Genomic DNA, 14569 nt, shown 5'->3' with positions numbered 1-14569 from the left:
TCATGCTGATGCATCACCTGCGCGTCCTGCCGCTGCTGGTGCGGATGCACGTCCGCTCCAAGATGGAATATCGCGGCGCTTTCTGGCTCGACCGTCTTGCGCAGATACTCTCCTATGGCAGCGTCTTCGCCACCATCGGAATCCTGCTTGCCCGCTTCGACACGCTCGGCGGCTGGACCTGGCCGGAGCTTGCACTGTTGTTCAGCTTCCAACTGCTGGCCTATTCGCTCGGCGCTGCGATGAGCTTCGTGCAGTTGCGCGAGCTCGAAGAACTGGTGCGGCTCGGCACTTACGACACGCTGCTGGTAAAACCTTTCAGCCCTTGGGCCTATCTGGTCTTTTCCGGCCTCAATATCGGCTACGCCGGTCACATCATCCTCGCAGCGGCGCTGATGGCCTGGGCAGTTCTGTCGGTCGACTTCGTTTGGTCGGTCTGGTCCGCGTCATTCTTCATTGCTGCGCTTGTCAGCGCAACGCTGCTGACGGGTGCGCTCATCACCATGATCGGCGCCACCGCGCTGATCTGGGTGCGGTCCAACCATTTGTTCTCGATCTTCTTCGGCTTTTGGGAGTTGACCCGCTACCCGCTCAATATTTTTCCTGGCGGCATACAGCTCATCCTCATAACCGCAGTCCCGCTGGCCCTCACCAGTTCCGTTCCCGTCGGCGCCCTGCTCGGCAAGCCCATCCCGATCCTCGGGGGCTGGGCCGAGCCGGTGTCGCTTGTGGCCGGGCCGATCTGGGTCTTGATGGCAATCGCTCACTGGCGGTACGCCACCGGCAAATATCAGGGTGCCGGCGGCTGATCGGGCCAGCCGGCGTCAGGACGCCTGCGCCGACGATCTCGCGCGGACCTCGAGGAATGCCGCGGTCAGCTTCGCCAGCACCGGTGAGGTGCAGGTGCCATTGGCGCCGCCGATCGGATCGACGATATGGATCTGCCGGAGATCCTCCATGAACGCGTCCCAAAGCGGCGGTCCGCCTTCTTCAAGAAGCTGCGCGCGGATGCTCAGTTCCTCGCTCACCGGCAGATGGCGGCGTCCCCAGGCGCCGATCATCGCGAAGACGGGCACGAGCTGGATCGCCGGCTCCGTCAGGCTGTAGATTGCTTTCTGGCTGTGGCTCGGATCGTCCCGCTTGCTGATGAATCCTAGCGAGAGCAGACGCTTCAACCTGGCGGCCAGTATGTTGGAGGCGATCCCCTCCTCCGAATGGGTCAGAAGCTCGCGGAAATGACGGCGGTTGCCAAACATGATGTCCCTGATGATGATGAGGCTCCACCGATCGCCCAGCACTTCCATCGTCAGGTTGATCGGGCAGCCCGACCGCAGTTCGATATCCACCAATTCTCTCCTTCGAAAAACTGGTTGCAATATAGGATCACTTATGCAACAAAGCAACCAGTTTCAAACAGCAATCAGATGGAGGAAAGCATGACCAAAGTGCGTGTCGCAGCGTTTTCCCTTTCCGTGGATGGTTTCGGCGCCGGGCCGGAGCAGAGCCTGAGCGATCCGCTGGGCAAGCGGGGAACGGAACTGTTTGAATGGTTTTTCCGCACCCGCACCTTCCGCGCGATGATCGGAAAGGACGGCGGTTCTGAAGGCGTCGATGAAAATTATGCCGCCCGCGGCATGGCCGATTTCGGCGCCTTCATTCTCGGGCGCAACATGTTCGGCCCCATCCGCGGCGATTGGCCGGATGACGCCTGGAAAGGCTGGTGGGGGCCGAACCCGCCTTATCACGCACCGACCTTTATCCTGACACATCACCCCCGCGAACCCATCGTCATGGAAGGCGGGACGACGTTTCACTTCGTCACCGGCGGCATCGAGGAAGCGCTTGCCAAGGCGAAGGCCGCGGCTGGCGGCAAGGATGTGAAAATCGGCGGCGGCGTCAGCACAGTCCGCCAATATCTGCAGGCCGGCCTGATCGACGAATTGCATTTCGCCATCTCGCCGGTCGTGCTCGGCAAGGGCGAAGCGATGTTCACCGGCATCGACCTCCCGGCGCTGGGCTTCCGCGTCGTCGAGCATGTGACGACCGAACACGCCACCCATATCGTGATGGCAAAATAAACGAGCCGAAACCATCCTGGCAGGCGCCGCTCTGACGGTCGCCTGCCTGAATCGTTCCCAGGTCCGAGACCAAACCGTGTTAAGAAAGCTGTGGCATTGCTCCCGAATGAGCGTAAAATAAAGGGCATCGGCCCATCGGACATCGGCGAGACCGCTTGAGAGATCATACGTGCTCTTGCCATTTCATGGAGGGCACGGAAATGCTCCTGTCACTCATTTCCCTTAACGATGATGAAATCATCACTGTCACCGATGCTGTTCGGCAATGGTGCTGCGAGAGGAAACTAGACATCGACAGCATCGAAGGACACCGCGCCATCACCGTCGCCGTCGATCTCATCCAGATGAACAGCGACCGCAACAGGCTTTTTACCGAGCTGTCGAAGCAGCTGGATCACCGGTAGGATTATCGATCCATCGAACCCGTCCCGGAGAGATGCAAGGAGCAACGCTGCGACGGGTCTCGAAGCGCGAGGCGGGCGCACAGCTCGATCGAATTTGCTTAGCTAAAGACGTTTTTCAAAGAACGTGTCAGGGTACGGGTCGTCGTTGAAACGGTCGATCTCGTTCCAGCCGGTTCCGCGATAAAGCTGTGTTGCCTCGGGCAGCGCACTATTCGTATCCAAACGCAGGATCTTGACGGACAACTCGCGGGCGATGGTCTCGGCAGCCGTCATCAGGCGTTTTGCCAACCCGAGGCCGCGCGCGGAGGGCGCGACCCACAGTCTTTTGATCTCCGCCACCTCGCCATCACTGCCCTTCAATCCGACGCAGCCGATCGGCAGACGATCTGACAGGGCCACCAGGAATGCCCCGCGCGGACGGATCATATCCTTGGCGTCGGGATCGCGAGAAAGCGAGACATCGAAACCCTTCTCGAAGCGGCGTGCAAGTTCGCCATAATATTCACTCAGACAATATCTGGCGTCCTCGTGTTGAGGATCTTGCTCCTCGAGAATGATGTGGTCACGCCTGAGCGAGGAAGCGACGATATCCATGGCGCGCAGGAGCTCTTCCGGGCGGCGATGGCGTGCCAGAAAAGATTGAGCCTGCGCGTTGGAAAGCGCTTCATAAGCCCGAAACTCGGAACGGCCGCTTTCGGTCAGCCGGACAATACGGCGGCGCGCATCCTCCGAGTTCGCGACCGTCTCGATGAGCCCCTCCTCTTCCAGACTGCGCAGCAGTCGGCTCATCAGACCCGAGTCGAGACCGAGATAATCGCGGATCATCGCAACGTCCGATTGGCCCTTGCCGATCGCATTGAGAACGCGAGCTGCGCCCAAAGGGCGGCCACGTCCGAGGAAAGAGGTATCGAGAGCGCCGACTTCGGAGGTGACGGCACGGTTGAAGCGACGGACACGAGAGACAGGATCGAAAGCCATATTATCTGACTTAGGTCAGGTAATTGATCATGTCAATTCTGCGCACTCAAAAAGCAGATTTTCCGGCCGGTCGCCGGCCGACGGCCACCTTGCGCAACACCATCCCCTCACCTATGGAAATGCAACATTCCGCAAGGCCTCTCAGTGTTCCGTTTTGCCCTTCATCTCCTGATCGCCCTCATCCTGACGTTGCTGACTGAGATCGGCGGCATCGCCTATCTTATCGCTCTCGCCGCATCCCACATCTTCGACATACGGCGATTTCCGGCGAAGCTTGCGATTTTCCTGATTTGTTATGCCGGCGCGACATTCGCCGCGAACCTTGCCGCACCGATGTTCGGACGGGTTCCCCTCTCCTGTGTCGCCAGTGCCGCGGACCGGCTCGTGGTCCGCTCTCCGATCTATTGTCTGCTGAACCGCAACTACGTCACCCCAGACGTGCGCGATCTGGCAAAGGCGCTTGCCGTCCATATGGACAAGCAATTCCCAGGCACCGTCACCGTCGCGCTAGATGCGAATTTTCCCTTCATGAATGGCTTTCCGCTGCTTCCGCATCTGTCGCATTCCGACGGGAAAAAACTCGACTTCGCATATTATTACAAGGATGCGGACGGCGCCTTCCTGAATGGCGTCACCCGCTCGCCGATCGGCTATTTCGCCTTCGAGCAACCGAATCCCGGTGACGAACTGCCATGCGAAGGGCGTCATGACTGGCTCACCACCCGTTGGGACTTCAATGCGCTGCAGCCTCTGTTTCCGGCCTATCGCATCGAGGAACAGCGCACATCGGCCGCGATCGCCTGGCTGACCAGCGAAGGCGTGGCGCGCTTCGGCCTGCAGAAGATCTTCATCGAGCCGCATCTCAAGAACACGCTTGGGTTCACCGACAGCCATATCCGCTTTCAAGGCTGCCGCGCCGCCCGCCACGACGACCATATTCACATCCAGGTCGAATGATCCTCTCGCCGACCCGTCAAGAATGCCGGCGCGCCGTATAGATCGCCGTCGTCATATTGCGTTCGACGTGTCCGCCGAACCTGGATGCGGCGATGTCTTCCAGGGCATCGAGCAGTGCGCCACGCTCCACCGACGGCAGTGCAGTCACGTTGGAAAAAGTCGCGTAAAGCCTGCGAACGGCTGGCGGATCGAGCGTCAGCGTCCACGGGAGAAATTGCGGTGCGTCGGCAGTGAAGCCAGTGGCGGCCAGTTCCCCGACACGGGCCTCGGCGTCCAGCCCGTGAGGCAGCCGTTCGGCATCGCCGCTCGACGGGCTGGACGGGCTATTCGCGAAGAGATGAAGGGTTTCGTCGTGGAAGGCATCCGGCCGGCCGGCATCGCCAAAGACATTCCACCACAGGGCGATGGCTCCGCCCGGCCGGAGCAGATCATGGATCTTTTTCAGCGAATTGATCGGGTCAAGCCAATGGAAGGCCGTCGCAGCGGCGACGAGATCGAAGGAGGCAGGCTCGAGATCCGCGGTCTCGAAAGGAGCCGTCACGATATCAAGACGCGCGTCGTCGATCGAGGCGCGAAGGTAGTCCGCAAGCCGGCCATCAGGCTCGACGGCAACGAGCCTGCGCGGCCGGTGGCCGAGCAACGTCCTGGTCGCCAACCCTGAACCGGCGCCGATCTCCAATATGTCGATGCCGGCCTTGAGACCGGCGCGCTCGCGCAAGGCCATCCATGTCGCTTGCGGATAAGGCGGCCGCCCGCGGTGATAATTGGCAGGATCATTCCCAAACGCTTCGCGGCCAAACCGACGGTCGAGCTTTACCGTTTCCATCGCGGACTCCATCTACAGCGTCCTTTGAATTATGCGGCAGCCAGGCTATCAAACGGGGTGGGTTTCGTCATAGGCGCGTTGTGCCGCAAAAATGGCATCCATATTCTTCTCGGCCCAGTGGGCAAGAGCGGAAACGGTATCCGTCAGGGTGCGCCCCAGCGGCGTCAGCGCATATTCGACGGTCACCGGCACGGTCGGAAAGATGGTGCGAGAGATCAGCCCGTTGCGCTCCAGCTTCCGCAGCGTCTGGGCCAGAACCTTCTGCGATATACCCTTGATATCGCGGCGGATGTGGTTGAAACGCACCGGCCCGCCTTCCAGCCGGTCGAGAATGAGCAGCGCCCATTTGTCCGCCAGCCGGTCCAGCACCAGCCGCGTCGGGCAGCGGTCCTCATAGACGTTGTAGGCCTGTTGCATCGCCGTCATCTGCTTTTCCCTTCCCGAAGCGGTTTCCCGGAGGAAACCAGGTGACAAAAAAGTGCTCTCTTTTCCAATCCGTATTTACCTGTATCTATCCAATAGTAAGATAGTTTCCAATAGATACCAAGGAGAGTGACATGAGCAACAAGATTCTCGTTCTCGGCGCGACGGGTACCGTCGGCAAGCATGTGGTGGATGGGCTTCTGGCGAAGGGCGAGGCTGTCAAGGCCGCTTCCCGCACGGGCAAGCCCGTGGCGGGCGCCGAGGGCGTCGTCTTCGACCATGGCAAGCCGGAAACCCATGGCCCGGCCTTCGAGGGCGTCGACCGCGCCCATGTGCTTCTGCCTTCCGGCTATGTCGATGCCAAGGGTCTGCTGCTGCCCATCATCGAAGCGGCGGCCAGCCGCAAGGTAAAGGTCGTGTTCCAGAGCGTTTTCGGCGTCGACGCCGACGACTCCATCCCCTATCGCCAAGTCGAGATCGCCCTGGAGAAATCAGGAACACCCTACGTCATCCTGCGTCCGAACTGGTTCGCCGACAATTTTCATACCTTCTGGAAGGCCGGCATCGACCATGGCCAGATCGCGCTTCCGGCCGCCGAAGGCAAGTCGAGCTTCATCGACGCCCGCGACATCGCGGCAAGCGCGGTGGCCGCCCTCACCTCCTCAGCCTTCGACGGCAAGGCGTTCAACCTGACCGGTCCGGAAGCCCTGTCCTATACAGAGGCCGCCGTCATTCTTTCCGATGTCATCGGCAAGCCCGTTGCTTACAACGCCATCACGGACGAAGCCTTCGTCGGCATTCTCACCGGCGCTGGCGTGCCGGCCGACTATGCGAGCTTCCTCGCTTCGATCTTCTATCCGGTTCGCCAGGGCTGGACCGCCGCCGTGACCGGCGATGTCGAGACGCTGACGGGCAAGGCGCCGCGTTCGCTGAAGACTTACGCGGCAGATTATGCCGCGGCACTGAAGGCATAAGTGCAAACAAAGTCGCAGACGGCGGTGTCCGCCGTCTGCCCTCCATGCAATGATAAAAGGAAGTCCGGCAATCGCCGCCGCAGCCGCCCCAGACGACATTCCCCAGGGAGCCATGCCATGCGTCCAGCCATCGCGATCCTCTTCCTGGTTGAAACCTGTCTTTATGCCGTTGCCTCGCTCACCCACGCCGGGCTCGTCCTCGAAGGCCATGAACACCGGCAGGCGATGATTGCCGAAGCAGTGATATCAGCCGTCCTCCTTCTCGGCCTGACCGCGCTCAGCCTTGACCGACCGTGGAGCCGCGCGGCTGCGATCTCGGCCCAGTCCTTCGCCCTCCTCGGCACTCTCGTCGGCGCCTTCACCATCGCCGTCGGCGTCGGCCCGCAAACCAGGCTCGATTACGTCACCCATGCCGTAATGATCCTGCTCCTGGTCACAGGCCTCATCTGGCTGACAAGGAAGCGGAACGCCCCGAGATAAGGATCGAGCCACGACGCCTATCGCAACGGCAGTTCGTAGCTCCGCTTCAGCGTTTCCATCGGCACGTCGGTCTTGACGCTGAGCACGCTCGGAATACGAGTCAGGTGGTCGGCCTGAAAACGCCAGTAGCTGTGCAGATCGGCGGTGACGATCCGAAGCACGGCATCGCATTCCCCTGTGGTCAGGTAGCATTCCATCACCTCGGGAAAGCGCCTCACAGCTTCTCCGAAGCGGAGCGTCACCTCGGCGTCCTGGGTCTTGAACCACACGCGGGCAAAAACCGTCAGCCCAGCCCCGATCTTGGCAGGGTCCAGCACGGCGACGTAGCGATCGATGATCCCGGCCTCTTCCAGCAGCCGCACCCGTCGCAGGCACGGCGAAGGCGACAGCCCGACCTCCCTCGCCAGATCGACGTTCGAAATACGCCCGTCACGCTGAAGCACGCGCAGGATATGGCGATCGATCGGGTCCAACGTTCCTGGCATTTCATAGCTCCAGCTATTCTCTGAATGGCAGAATATGCCAAACTTTTGCAATTTTGAAGAAGCTTTGAAAGCTCATTGCGTGCGAACTGGCCTATCGTTCTTCTCATTAAATCGGAGATGGACTGATGGTGAAAAAGATAGAGAAAATCGTGCTCGCTTATTCGGGCGGGCTGGATACATCGATCATTCTCAAATGGTTGCAGGAGGTCTATGAGTGCGAGGTCGTGACGTTCACGGCCGATCTCGGCCAGGGCGAGGAGCTCGAGCCGGCGCGAGCCAAGGCTGCGATGTCGGGGGTCAAGGACATCCGCATCCTCGATCTGCGTGAAGAGTTCGTCCGCGATTTCGTCTTTCCGATGCTGCGGGCCAACACGCTCTATGAGGGGCAGTATCTGCTCGGCAGTTCCATCGCCCGGCCACTGATCGCCAAGCATCTGGTCGGCATAGCCCGGGAAGTCGGCGCGGATGCCGTTGCCCACGGTGCAACAGGCAAGGGCAACGACCAGATCCGGTTCGAACTGGCCGTCAATGCGCTCGATCCGTCGCTTAAGGTCATTGCTCCCTGGCGCCAATGGAACATCCGCTCCCGCACCCAGCTTCTCGAATATGCCGAGAATCATCAGATCCCGGTGCCAAGCGACAAACGCGGCGAGGCGCCATTCTCGACCGATGCCAATCTGCTGCACACCTCGACCGAAGGCAAGATTCTCGAAGATCCGGCGCAAGTCGCGCCCGATTATATCTATCAGCGCACGGTCGACCCCGTCGATGCTCCCGATGCCCCCGAGATCATCACCATCGGTTTCGAGGCAGGGGATCCGGTTTCCCTGAACGGCACGGCGATGACACCGGCCGCATTGCTGACCGAACTCAACGGACTGGGCGGCCGGCATGGCGTCGGGCGGCTCGATCTGGTCGAAAACCGCTTCATCGGCATGAAGTCGAGAGGAATATACGAGACGCCGGGAGGTACGATCCTGCTTTCGGCGCATCGCGGCATTGAATCGATCACGCTCGATCGCGCCGCCGCGCATCTGAAGGATGAGATCATGCCCCGCTACGCCGAGCTGATCTATAACGGCTTCTGGTTCGCGCCCGAGCGGGAAATGCTGCAGGCCCTGATCGACCGGAGCCAGGCCTTCGTCAGCGGCGAAGTGGCGGTAAGGCTTTACAAGGGAAGCGCCTCGGTTATCTCTCGCACCTCCCCTTGCTCACTCTATTCCGCCGACCTCGTCACCTTCGAGGAAAGCGCCGTCGCCTACGATCACCATGATGCCGAAGGCTTCATCAAGCTCAACGGATTGCGGCTCAGGAGCTGGGCAGCCCGCAACGGCAGATGACCGCTCGATCTTAGGTCAGTCAGATGGGCCGATAGGTCAATGCCCACATTACGGCACCTTTCCCCGCGGCGGGGCCGAAGCAGTCAAAACCACGGAGAAGCGAGGAACCCAATTTCAAACGATCTAAAAACAGCAGCTCGAAAATTAATCGATTTTAATTTTATCGTTAAAATTTTCTTGTTGCATCGCAAAAGAATTTAGACATTATTTTTTGTGGATGCTCAGTTTATTCGTTGGAGAACTCGCATGACTGTGACATTTCCGCTGACCGAAAAGCGCGACCCAGAGACATTGCTGAAACACCTGACGTTGCACAAGCTAAGCGTTCCGGGAAACTGCGTCGTGTCGCTCAAGGCCAACGTCGCCCACGTCTCATCCTCCCATACGACCGCGCTCGGCACCGCCCGTACGGCTTGGTAGGGGATCGGGGGGTATTCTCTAGCTCCCTCATCCTTGAGGTGCGGATCCGTAGGATCTCCTCGAAGGACACGCGCAACGCTGCTTCTCGCATGTCGGACGCCTGCGGCGCCAACCCCATGTCAGGGGAAATAGGAACATTCCCCGAGCATCGGAAGCGGCAATCGAGCTGACCTCAACCGTCGTAAACGACAGCAATCTTGTTCCCAGCCGGGTCACGCATGTAAGCGGAATACCAGTTCGGCCCGTAATGCGGACGTAGACCAGGTGCGCCCTCATCCGTTCCCCCATTGCTCATCGCAGCTTCGTAGAAAGCGTCTACCTCGGCGCGGGACTGGGCCATGAAACCGACCATCGAGCCGTTTCCGGCGCTTGCCTGCTCGCCGTCGAAAGGCTTGCAGATCCACAGAATGAAACCTTCGCCTTTTCCACGTTCGGAATAGGCTCGCCATCCAGGAAATTCCTTATGTTTGCTCCATCCGATCGTTGCCAGAGCGGCATCGTAAAAGGCGTTCGATTTGGCGAAATCGATTGCGCCGAGGGTTGCGTAAACGTTCATCACCTTCCCTTCCCTGCTGCAGGATCACGCAGAATTCATATCGCGCACACACGAACATAACAAGAACAATTACGGGCAGTTTTGCGAAGGATCCTCGCAGCAGACGGTGATTGCCGTGTCTGCAAAAATTCCTATTCTGCGCATTGCCGATGGCGATGAAACCTCGGTGTACCCCCATGACTGCGACGGGAAATTTGGATCACATCATGATGACTTTGGACCGCCCTGATCTCAGCGATATCCACCGTGGCGACTGGGTGGATCGCCGTTTGCCGGCCGCATGGCGGCCATATACGCGGTTGGCGCGGCTGGATCGCCCGGTCGGGATATGGCTGACACTTTTCCCATGCTGGGCCGCCCTTATTCAGGCATCGAACGGCCTCCCGGACCTCAGGCAATTGGCGATCTTTTCCCTCGGCGCTCTTCTGATGAGAAGCGCCGGTTCCACAATCAACGACATCGCCGACCGGAAGTTTGACGGCCATGTGGAACGGACCCGCTTTCGGCCCTTGGCAAGCGGAGAGATTTCCACGCTGCCGGCCTTTGTCTTCCTTGCCGTTGAACTCGCACTGGCGGCTTTGCTTCTGTTCTTCCTGACGCCCTACACACGCCTCATTGCGATATGTGTACTGCCGCTCGTCTTCGTCTATCCGCTCTGCAAGCGCTTCACCCACTGGCCGCAGGCCGTCCTGGGCGCAGCGTTCAATTGGGGGATGCTAATGGCATGGGCCGAGGCTGCAGGCCACATCCCGGTTGGTGCCATGCTCATGTGGGCCGGCGCCATCGCCTGGCAGATTGGCTATGATACCGTCTATGCCTATGTCGATCTGAAGGACGACACCCGTCTCGGCCTGAAATCGACGGCAATCCTGTTCGGCCGGCATGGCAAGATCTTGATCGGCCTGTTCTATGCCTTGGCGGTCGGCGCGTGGTCGCTCGGGGGCTGGCTGTTGGAAATGTCACCGCCTTATGCGATCGGAATGCTGGTGATCGCTGTCCATCTTGGCTGGCAGACCCGGCGGATCGACCTTGCCCGCCCGGACGTGAATTTTCGCTTGTTCCTGGCGAATATCCTGACGGGAGTGCTGCTCGCTTGCACGACGTTTTCAGGCACATGGTAAGCAGCTCGAGGACGTTAGCACCGATGACCTACGTCAAACATGGCGTGCTCGCCGCGGTCGTGACGCTGGCGGCAACGATGACATCCCTCCATCAGGCGTATGCGCAACCATGCGAGCAGCAAACCTTCGAAGAGGCGAAATATGTCGTCTGCACGCTGGAACCGGGCAAAGCCGATCTGCGATTGTTCTGGAAGGATGACGATGGCGCGCCATACCGCGCTTTTTCAAGCCTTGCCGAAGCTGTTCGCGCCGAGGGGCGAACCCTGGTTTTCGCCGTCAATGCCGGGATGTATCGGGCCGATTTTTCGCCGATGGGACTTTATGTCGAGAACAGCAGGGAATTGAACCCCGCCAATACGACGCCAGCCGAAAGCTCCGCCGGTCAGGTGCCGAATTTCTACAAGAAGCCGAACGGCGTGTTCTTTCTGAGTGAAGCAGGCGCCGGGATACTCCCGACCGCTGAATTTCTGAAGCGTCGGCCCAAGGTGCGGTTCGCCACCCAGTCCGGCCCGATGCTTGTTATCGCCGACAAGCTGAACCCAATCTTCATCGTCGGCTCGACGGACCGAACCCGCCGCAGCGGTGTCGGAGCCTGCGAGCGCGGCACGGTTCGTTTCGCGATCAGCAAAGACGGGGTGAATTTCCACGATTTCGCACGGCTCTTCCGCGACCATCTGAAATGCCGGGACGCCTTGTTTCTCGATGGCGGACGAGGGGTCGGACTTTACAATCCGGACATGGGCTACAACGACTGGTCCTGGCACGGCGGCTACGGCCCTATCTTCGGGCTTGTCGAGTAGCGCAAGGAAAAGCCGGCTTCTACCAGGCCGAGGATCCTTTCAGTCGACCTTTCACTGCCAGTCCGATGCCTGATGGATGATGTCCAGGATGACGCGCCTTTCAAAAACCGCCTGCTTCGCATAGGCTCCCAAATTTCAAAGTTGGAAGGGCCGGATGGAATATATCGATTCACTCGCATTGCTCATCAGCGTCTATGTCGTCTCCCTCGTCAGCCCCGGACCGAATTTCATCATCGTCACCAACACCAGCATGACGGTGTCGCGCGCGGCCGGCCTCTTTGCGGGTCTCGGACTTGCGATCGCATCCCTGACCTGGGCCGTCATGGCGATGGCAGGCCTCGGCTTTCTGCTGACCCATTTCGATTGGCTGCATATGACGTTGCAGGTGGTCGGCGCGCTGTATCTGATCTGGCTGGGCCTGAAGATGATCCGCGGCGCGGCCAAGCCCTTGAAGACGACCGGACCGACTGAGGTCACATGGCGCTCCGCCATGCGCCGTGCTTACGTCGTCAGCATGACCAATCCGAAATCAGTGGCTTTCTTCGGAAGCATCTTTGCGCTTGTCATCCCGGCACATGCGCCTGTCTGGCTCTATTGCGTCATTGCCCTGACCTGCTTCCTGCTCTCGGCTCTCTGGTATTGCGGCCTGGCCTTTTTCTTCTCGAACCCGCGCGTTTCCGCCAGCTTCCTGCGGTTCAAGGCCGGCATCGAGCGCGTGATGGGCGCCGCCCTCATCCTCATCGGCGGCCGCCTGCTCTGGGCTCGCTGATGTCATTCCGGCATGCGGGAGGGCCGGCCACTCGGTCAGGCAGCAGGCGAGGCCGCCAAGGGTTCGTCGATCTCTTCGGGAATGAAGCCGCCGGTCTGGCGTTTCCATAGGCGGGCAAACAGGCCGTCCCGTTCGACCAGTTCATCCGGCCTGCCCTCCTCCACGATGCGCCCGTGATCGAGCACGACGATCCGGTCCATCCTGGCAATGGTCGACAGGCGGTGGGCGATAGCGATCACCGTCTTTCCCTCCATGACGAGGTTCAGCTTTTCCTGGATGGCGGCTTCGGATTCGCTGTCGAGGGCGGAAGTCGCCTCGTCGAGCACCAGGATCGGCGCGTCCTTCAGGAGAACGCGGGCGATGGCCACGCGCTGGCGCTGGCCGCCGGAAAGTTTGATGCCGCGGTCGCCGACGAAGGCATCATAGCCCCTGCGGCCTTCGCCATCGGAAAGATCGGCTATGAAGGCATCGGCGCTGGCCATCTTCGCCACCCTTTCGATCTCGTCCGTCGTCGCCTCCGGCCGGCCGTAACGGATATTGTCGCCGACCGAACGATGCAGCAGCGCGACGTCCTGCGCGATGACGCCGATGGCGCGGCGAAGGCTTGCCTGCGTGACCGTGCGGATGTCCTGCCCGTCGATCAGGATCGCGCCGTCGGCGATGTCGTAGAAGCGTAAGAGCAAGCTCACCAGCGTCGTCTTGCCGGCCCCGGAGAGGCCGACGAGCCCCACCTTTTCGCCGGCACGAACCGTCAGCGACAGGTCATCGATAACAGGCTTGCCGGAGGTGTAGGCGAATCGGACATTCTCGAAACAGATTTCCCCACGGCTGACCGTCAATTCGGTCGCATCCGGCCGGTCGGTGATGGTGGGTGGTGTCGTCATGACCGGCATGGCATCCTTGATCGTGCCAAGTGCGCGGAAGATCTGCTGTCCCATTTGCAGGAAGGTGAAAGACCCGGCCGAAAGGCGCTGGAGGATGTACACCGTTGCAACGAAATCGCCCACGGTCAGGAATCGGTCAAACAGACCCCAGAAACCAATGCTGAGCATGACGAGCCAGAGCACCATGTTGAGGCTGATGACGACGAGTTCCGTTGTCCGGTAGATGCGCTGTTCGTGGTGAAGCGTGTCGACCCCCTTGGACATGGTCTTTCTCAGCGCACCCGCCTCGCTATCTTCTGCTGCGAACTGCTTGACCATCTGGATGTTGCCGTAGATGTCCGTCAGGGCACCGGAGATGAGGCTGTTCTGCTTTGCCGAGCGGCGCGCGCGCTCCGTAAAATCCGGAACGACCTTGATCGTGAAGAGCACGTTGAAGGCAACCCAGACGACGACCGGCAGCGCAAGCTGCCAGGAGAGCGCGAGCAGAAGAACCACCGACCCGATGATCTGAAGCAGAAAGCGGGGGGCCGTCTGGAACGCGATCACGATCTGTTGCTGAACGGCATTGGCGACCTGACCGAGCCTTGATGCGACCTGACCGGCGAAAAGATCATGGAAGAAGGCGAGATCCTGCCGCTCGACGGCCTTGTGCCCCTGCCATTGAATTGCAACGGGCAGGCTGATGCCGATCGTGTGCGAGTTGAGAATATTGGTGATATAGAAAAGAACGGGCATCACCGGAAAAAGCAGAAAGGCAAGGACTGCCAGCAGCCCGAACTTGCTGTCGACGAAGAGTTCGACACCCTGCGTCGTCACTCCGTCGACAATGACCGAAAGCCCCCAGATGATCGTAAGATTGATTGCTTCGATGGCCATCGAGCTCGCCGCCATAGCGATGATGACGCCTCGAAACATCGCGATGAAGTGCAAAAGAACCGCCACAGGTCCCTTCGTGGGCAGCGGCCGGTAGGGGATATCGAGCGGCCGGATCAAGGTTTCGAAGGGACGATAGATCGCATCTGAAATCGACATGGGCCACTCGGATCAAAAAATCGGGAGGAGGCGTGGACTCAGCTA

General features: G+C 60.0%; 18 protein-coding genes. 11 read left to right on the top strand and 7 right to left on the bottom strand.

Going from position 1 to position 14569, the window contains the following annotated elements; all coding sequences use genetic code 11:
- Nucleotides 1–2: 2 nt before the first annotated feature.
- A complete protein-coding gene (locus ACMUVN_RS03690) occupies nucleotides 3–806 on the top strand; it encodes an ABC transporter permease (RefSeq protein ID WP_028757566.1) in 804 nt (267 codons plus the stop codon).
- 15 nt (nucleotides 807–821) lie between these two features.
- Here ACMUVN_RS03690 and ACMUVN_RS03685 read toward each other — a convergent pair whose 3' ends face one another.
- Nucleotides 822–1343, bottom strand: a complete 522-nt coding sequence (locus tag ACMUVN_RS03685) for a winged helix-turn-helix transcriptional regulator (protein WP_028827836.1) — start codon at nucleotides 1341–1343, stop codon at nucleotides 822–824.
- 90 nt (nucleotides 1344–1433) lie between these two features.
- Here ACMUVN_RS03685 and ACMUVN_RS03680 point away from each other — a divergent pair, with 90 nt between their 5' ends.
- Complete coding sequence (locus ACMUVN_RS03680; protein ID WP_029868414.1) at nucleotides 1434–2075, top strand: dihydrofolate reductase family protein; 642 nt, start codon at nucleotides 1434–1436, stop codon at nucleotides 2073–2075.
- A gap of 200 nt (nucleotides 2076–2275) precedes the next feature.
- The gene (locus ACMUVN_RS03675) at nucleotides 2276–2479 is read left to right on the top strand and encodes a hypothetical protein (RefSeq protein WP_029868413.1); all 204 of its coding nucleotides are present in this window, start codon (nucleotides 2276–2278) and stop codon (nucleotides 2477–2479) included.
- A gap of 102 nt (nucleotides 2480–2581) precedes the next feature.
- On the opposite strand, the gene ACMUVN_RS03670 is transcribed toward ACMUVN_RS03675, so the two are convergent.
- Nucleotides 2582–3457, bottom strand: a complete 876-nt coding sequence (locus ACMUVN_RS03670) for a helix-turn-helix domain-containing GNAT family N-acetyltransferase (RefSeq protein WP_028756390.1) — start codon at nucleotides 3455–3457, stop codon at nucleotides 2582–2584.
- Between the two features lie 144 nt (nucleotides 3458–3601).
- Here ACMUVN_RS03670 and ACMUVN_RS03665 point away from each other — a divergent pair, with 144 nt between their 5' ends.
- Nucleotides 3602–4414: a hypothetical protein gene (locus ACMUVN_RS03665; protein WP_028758905.1), complete on the top strand. Its 813-nt coding sequence runs from the start codon at nucleotides 3602–3604 to the stop codon at nucleotides 4412–4414.
- A 16-nt stretch (nucleotides 4415–4430) separates the two neighbouring features.
- Here ACMUVN_RS03665 and ACMUVN_RS03660 read toward each other — a convergent pair whose 3' ends face one another.
- A complete protein-coding gene (locus ACMUVN_RS03660) occupies nucleotides 4431–5252 on the bottom strand; it encodes a methyltransferase domain-containing protein (protein ID WP_132572250.1) in 822 nt (273 codons plus the stop codon).
- 36 nt (nucleotides 5253–5288) lie between these two features.
- A complete protein-coding gene (locus ACMUVN_RS03655; RefSeq protein WP_028758907.1) occupies nucleotides 5289–5666 on the bottom strand; it encodes a winged helix-turn-helix transcriptional regulator in 378 nt (125 codons plus the stop codon).
- Nucleotides 5667–5797: 131 nt separating this feature from the next.
- On the opposite strand from ACMUVN_RS03655, the gene ACMUVN_RS03650 reads away from it, so the two are divergent.
- Nucleotides 5798–6637 (top strand): SDR family oxidoreductase, encoded by an 840-nt coding sequence (locus ACMUVN_RS03650; protein WP_132572253.1) that lies wholly within the window; start codon nucleotides 5798–5800, stop codon nucleotides 6635–6637.
- 117 nt (nucleotides 6638–6754) lie between these two features.
- Nucleotides 6755–7117 carry a hypothetical protein gene (locus ACMUVN_RS03645; protein ID WP_132572256.1) on the top strand — a complete coding sequence of 121 codons (363 nt, stop codon included), beginning with the start codon at nucleotides 6755–6757 and terminating at the stop codon, nucleotides 7115–7117.
- A gap of 17 nt (nucleotides 7118–7134) precedes the next feature.
- Here ACMUVN_RS03645 and ACMUVN_RS03640 read toward each other — a convergent pair whose 3' ends face one another.
- Nucleotides 7135–7602 carry an Lrp/AsnC family transcriptional regulator gene (locus ACMUVN_RS03640; protein WP_028757501.1) on the bottom strand — a complete coding sequence of 156 codons (468 nt, stop codon included), beginning with the start codon at nucleotides 7600–7602 and terminating at the stop codon, nucleotides 7135–7137.
- 128 nt (nucleotides 7603–7730) lie between these two features.
- Between ACMUVN_RS03640 and ACMUVN_RS03635 the strand changes: the two genes are divergently transcribed.
- Together ACMUVN_RS03635 and ACMUVN_RS03630 are read left to right on the top strand one after the other, a co-directional pair.
- Complete coding sequence (locus tag ACMUVN_RS03635) at nucleotides 7731–8942, top strand: argininosuccinate synthase (protein WP_132573295.1); 1212 nt, start codon at nucleotides 7731–7733, stop codon at nucleotides 8940–8942.
- A 246-nt stretch (nucleotides 8943–9188) separates the two neighbouring features.
- The gene (locus ACMUVN_RS03630; RefSeq protein ID WP_164735915.1) at nucleotides 9189–9362 is read left to right on the top strand and encodes a hypothetical protein; all 174 of its coding nucleotides are present in this window, start codon (nucleotides 9189–9191) and stop codon (nucleotides 9360–9362) included.
- Between the two features lie 172 nt (nucleotides 9363–9534).
- Here ACMUVN_RS03630 and ACMUVN_RS03625 read toward each other — a convergent pair whose 3' ends face one another.
- Nucleotides 9535–9918, bottom strand: a complete 384-nt coding sequence (locus ACMUVN_RS03625) for a VOC family protein (protein ID WP_132572262.1) — start codon at nucleotides 9916–9918, stop codon at nucleotides 9535–9537.
- 206 nt (nucleotides 9919–10124) lie between these two features.
- Here ACMUVN_RS03625 and ubiA point away from each other — a divergent pair, with 206 nt between their 5' ends.
- The 3 genes from ubiA to ACMUVN_RS03610 all read left to right on the top strand — a co-directional run bounded on the left by ubiA (nucleotide 10125) and on the right by ACMUVN_RS03610 (nucleotide 12608).
- Complete coding sequence (gene ubiA / locus ACMUVN_RS03620; protein ID WP_132573297.1) at nucleotides 10125–11039, top strand: 4-hydroxybenzoate octaprenyltransferase; 915 nt, start codon at nucleotides 10125–10127, stop codon at nucleotides 11037–11039.
- Nucleotides 11040–11062: 23 nt separating this feature from the next.
- Nucleotides 11063–11839: a phosphodiester glycosidase family protein gene (locus ACMUVN_RS03615; RefSeq protein ID WP_132572265.1), complete on the top strand. Its 777-nt coding sequence runs from the start codon at nucleotides 11063–11065 to the stop codon at nucleotides 11837–11839.
- Between the two features lie 154 nt (nucleotides 11840–11993).
- Entirely contained in the window at nucleotides 11994–12608 is a 615-nt protein-coding gene (locus ACMUVN_RS03610; protein ID WP_028758944.1) for a LysE family translocator, read from the top strand.
- Between the two features lie 35 nt (nucleotides 12609–12643).
- Here the strand turns inward: ACMUVN_RS03610 and ACMUVN_RS03605 are convergent, their stop codons facing one another.
- Nucleotides 12644–14524 (bottom strand): ABC transporter ATP-binding protein, encoded by a 1881-nt coding sequence (locus ACMUVN_RS03605; protein ID WP_132572268.1) that lies wholly within the window; start codon nucleotides 14522–14524, stop codon nucleotides 12644–12646.
- Nucleotides 14525–14569 lie beyond the last annotated feature (45 nt).

It is taken from the genome of Rhizobium sp. IY2 (assembly GCF_047532935.1).
Classification (GTDB): Bacteria; Pseudomonadota; Alphaproteobacteria; order Rhizobiales; family Rhizobiaceae; genus Rhizobium; species Rhizobium anhuiense.
This window is presented reverse-complemented; position numbering and strand designations above follow the sequence as displayed.

Excerpts from the sequence above, each read along its gene's own strand:
- ACMUVN_RS03690 (WP_028757566.1), top strand. The coding sequence starts at position 3 with ATGCTGATGCATCACCTGCGCGTCCTGCCGCTGCTGGTGCGGATGCAC.
- ACMUVN_RS03680 (WP_029868414.1), top strand. The coding sequence starts at position 1,434 with ATGACCAAAGTGCGTGTCGCAGCGTTTTCCCTTTCCGTGGATGGTTTC.
- ACMUVN_RS03675 (WP_029868413.1), top strand. The coding sequence starts at position 2,276 with ATGCTCCTGTCACTCATTTCCCTTAACGATGATGAAATCATCACTGTC.
- ACMUVN_RS03670 (WP_028756390.1), bottom strand. The coding sequence starts at position 3,457 with ATGGCTTTCGATCCTGTCTCTCGTGTCCGTCGCTTCAACCGTGCCGTC.
- ACMUVN_RS03660 (WP_132572250.1), bottom strand. The coding sequence starts at position 5,252 with ATGGAGTCCGCGATGGAAACGGTAAAGCTCGACCGTCGGTTTGGCCGC.
- ACMUVN_RS03655 (WP_028758907.1), bottom strand. The coding sequence starts at position 5,666 with ATGACGGCGATGCAACAGGCCTACAACGTCTATGAGGACCGCTGCCCG.
- ACMUVN_RS03650 (WP_132572253.1), top strand. The coding sequence starts at position 5,798 with ATGAGCAACAAGATTCTCGTTCTCGGCGCGACGGGTACCGTCGGCAAG.
- ACMUVN_RS03645 (WP_132572256.1), top strand. The coding sequence starts at position 6,755 with ATGCGTCCAGCCATCGCGATCCTCTTCCTGGTTGAAACCTGTCTTTAT.
- ACMUVN_RS03640 (WP_028757501.1), bottom strand. The coding sequence starts at position 7,602 with ATGCCAGGAACGTTGGACCCGATCGATCGCCATATCCTGCGCGTGCTT.
- ACMUVN_RS03630 (WP_164735915.1), top strand. The coding sequence starts at position 9,189 with ATGACTGTGACATTTCCGCTGACCGAAAAGCGCGACCCAGAGACATTG.
- ACMUVN_RS03625 (WP_132572262.1), bottom strand. The coding sequence starts at position 9,918 with ATGAACGTTTACGCAACCCTCGGCGCAATCGATTTCGCCAAATCGAAC.
- ubiA (WP_132573297.1), top strand. The coding sequence starts at position 10,125 with ATGATGACTTTGGACCGCCCTGATCTCAGCGATATCCACCGTGGCGAC.
- ACMUVN_RS03615 (WP_132572265.1), top strand. The coding sequence starts at position 11,063 with ATGACCTACGTCAAACATGGCGTGCTCGCCGCGGTCGTGACGCTGGCG.
- ACMUVN_RS03610 (WP_028758944.1), top strand. The coding sequence starts at position 11,994 with ATGGAATATATCGATTCACTCGCATTGCTCATCAGCGTCTATGTCGTC.
- ACMUVN_RS03605 (WP_132572268.1), bottom strand. The coding sequence starts at position 14,524 with ATGTCGATTTCAGATGCGATCTATCGTCCCTTCGAAACCTTGATCCGG.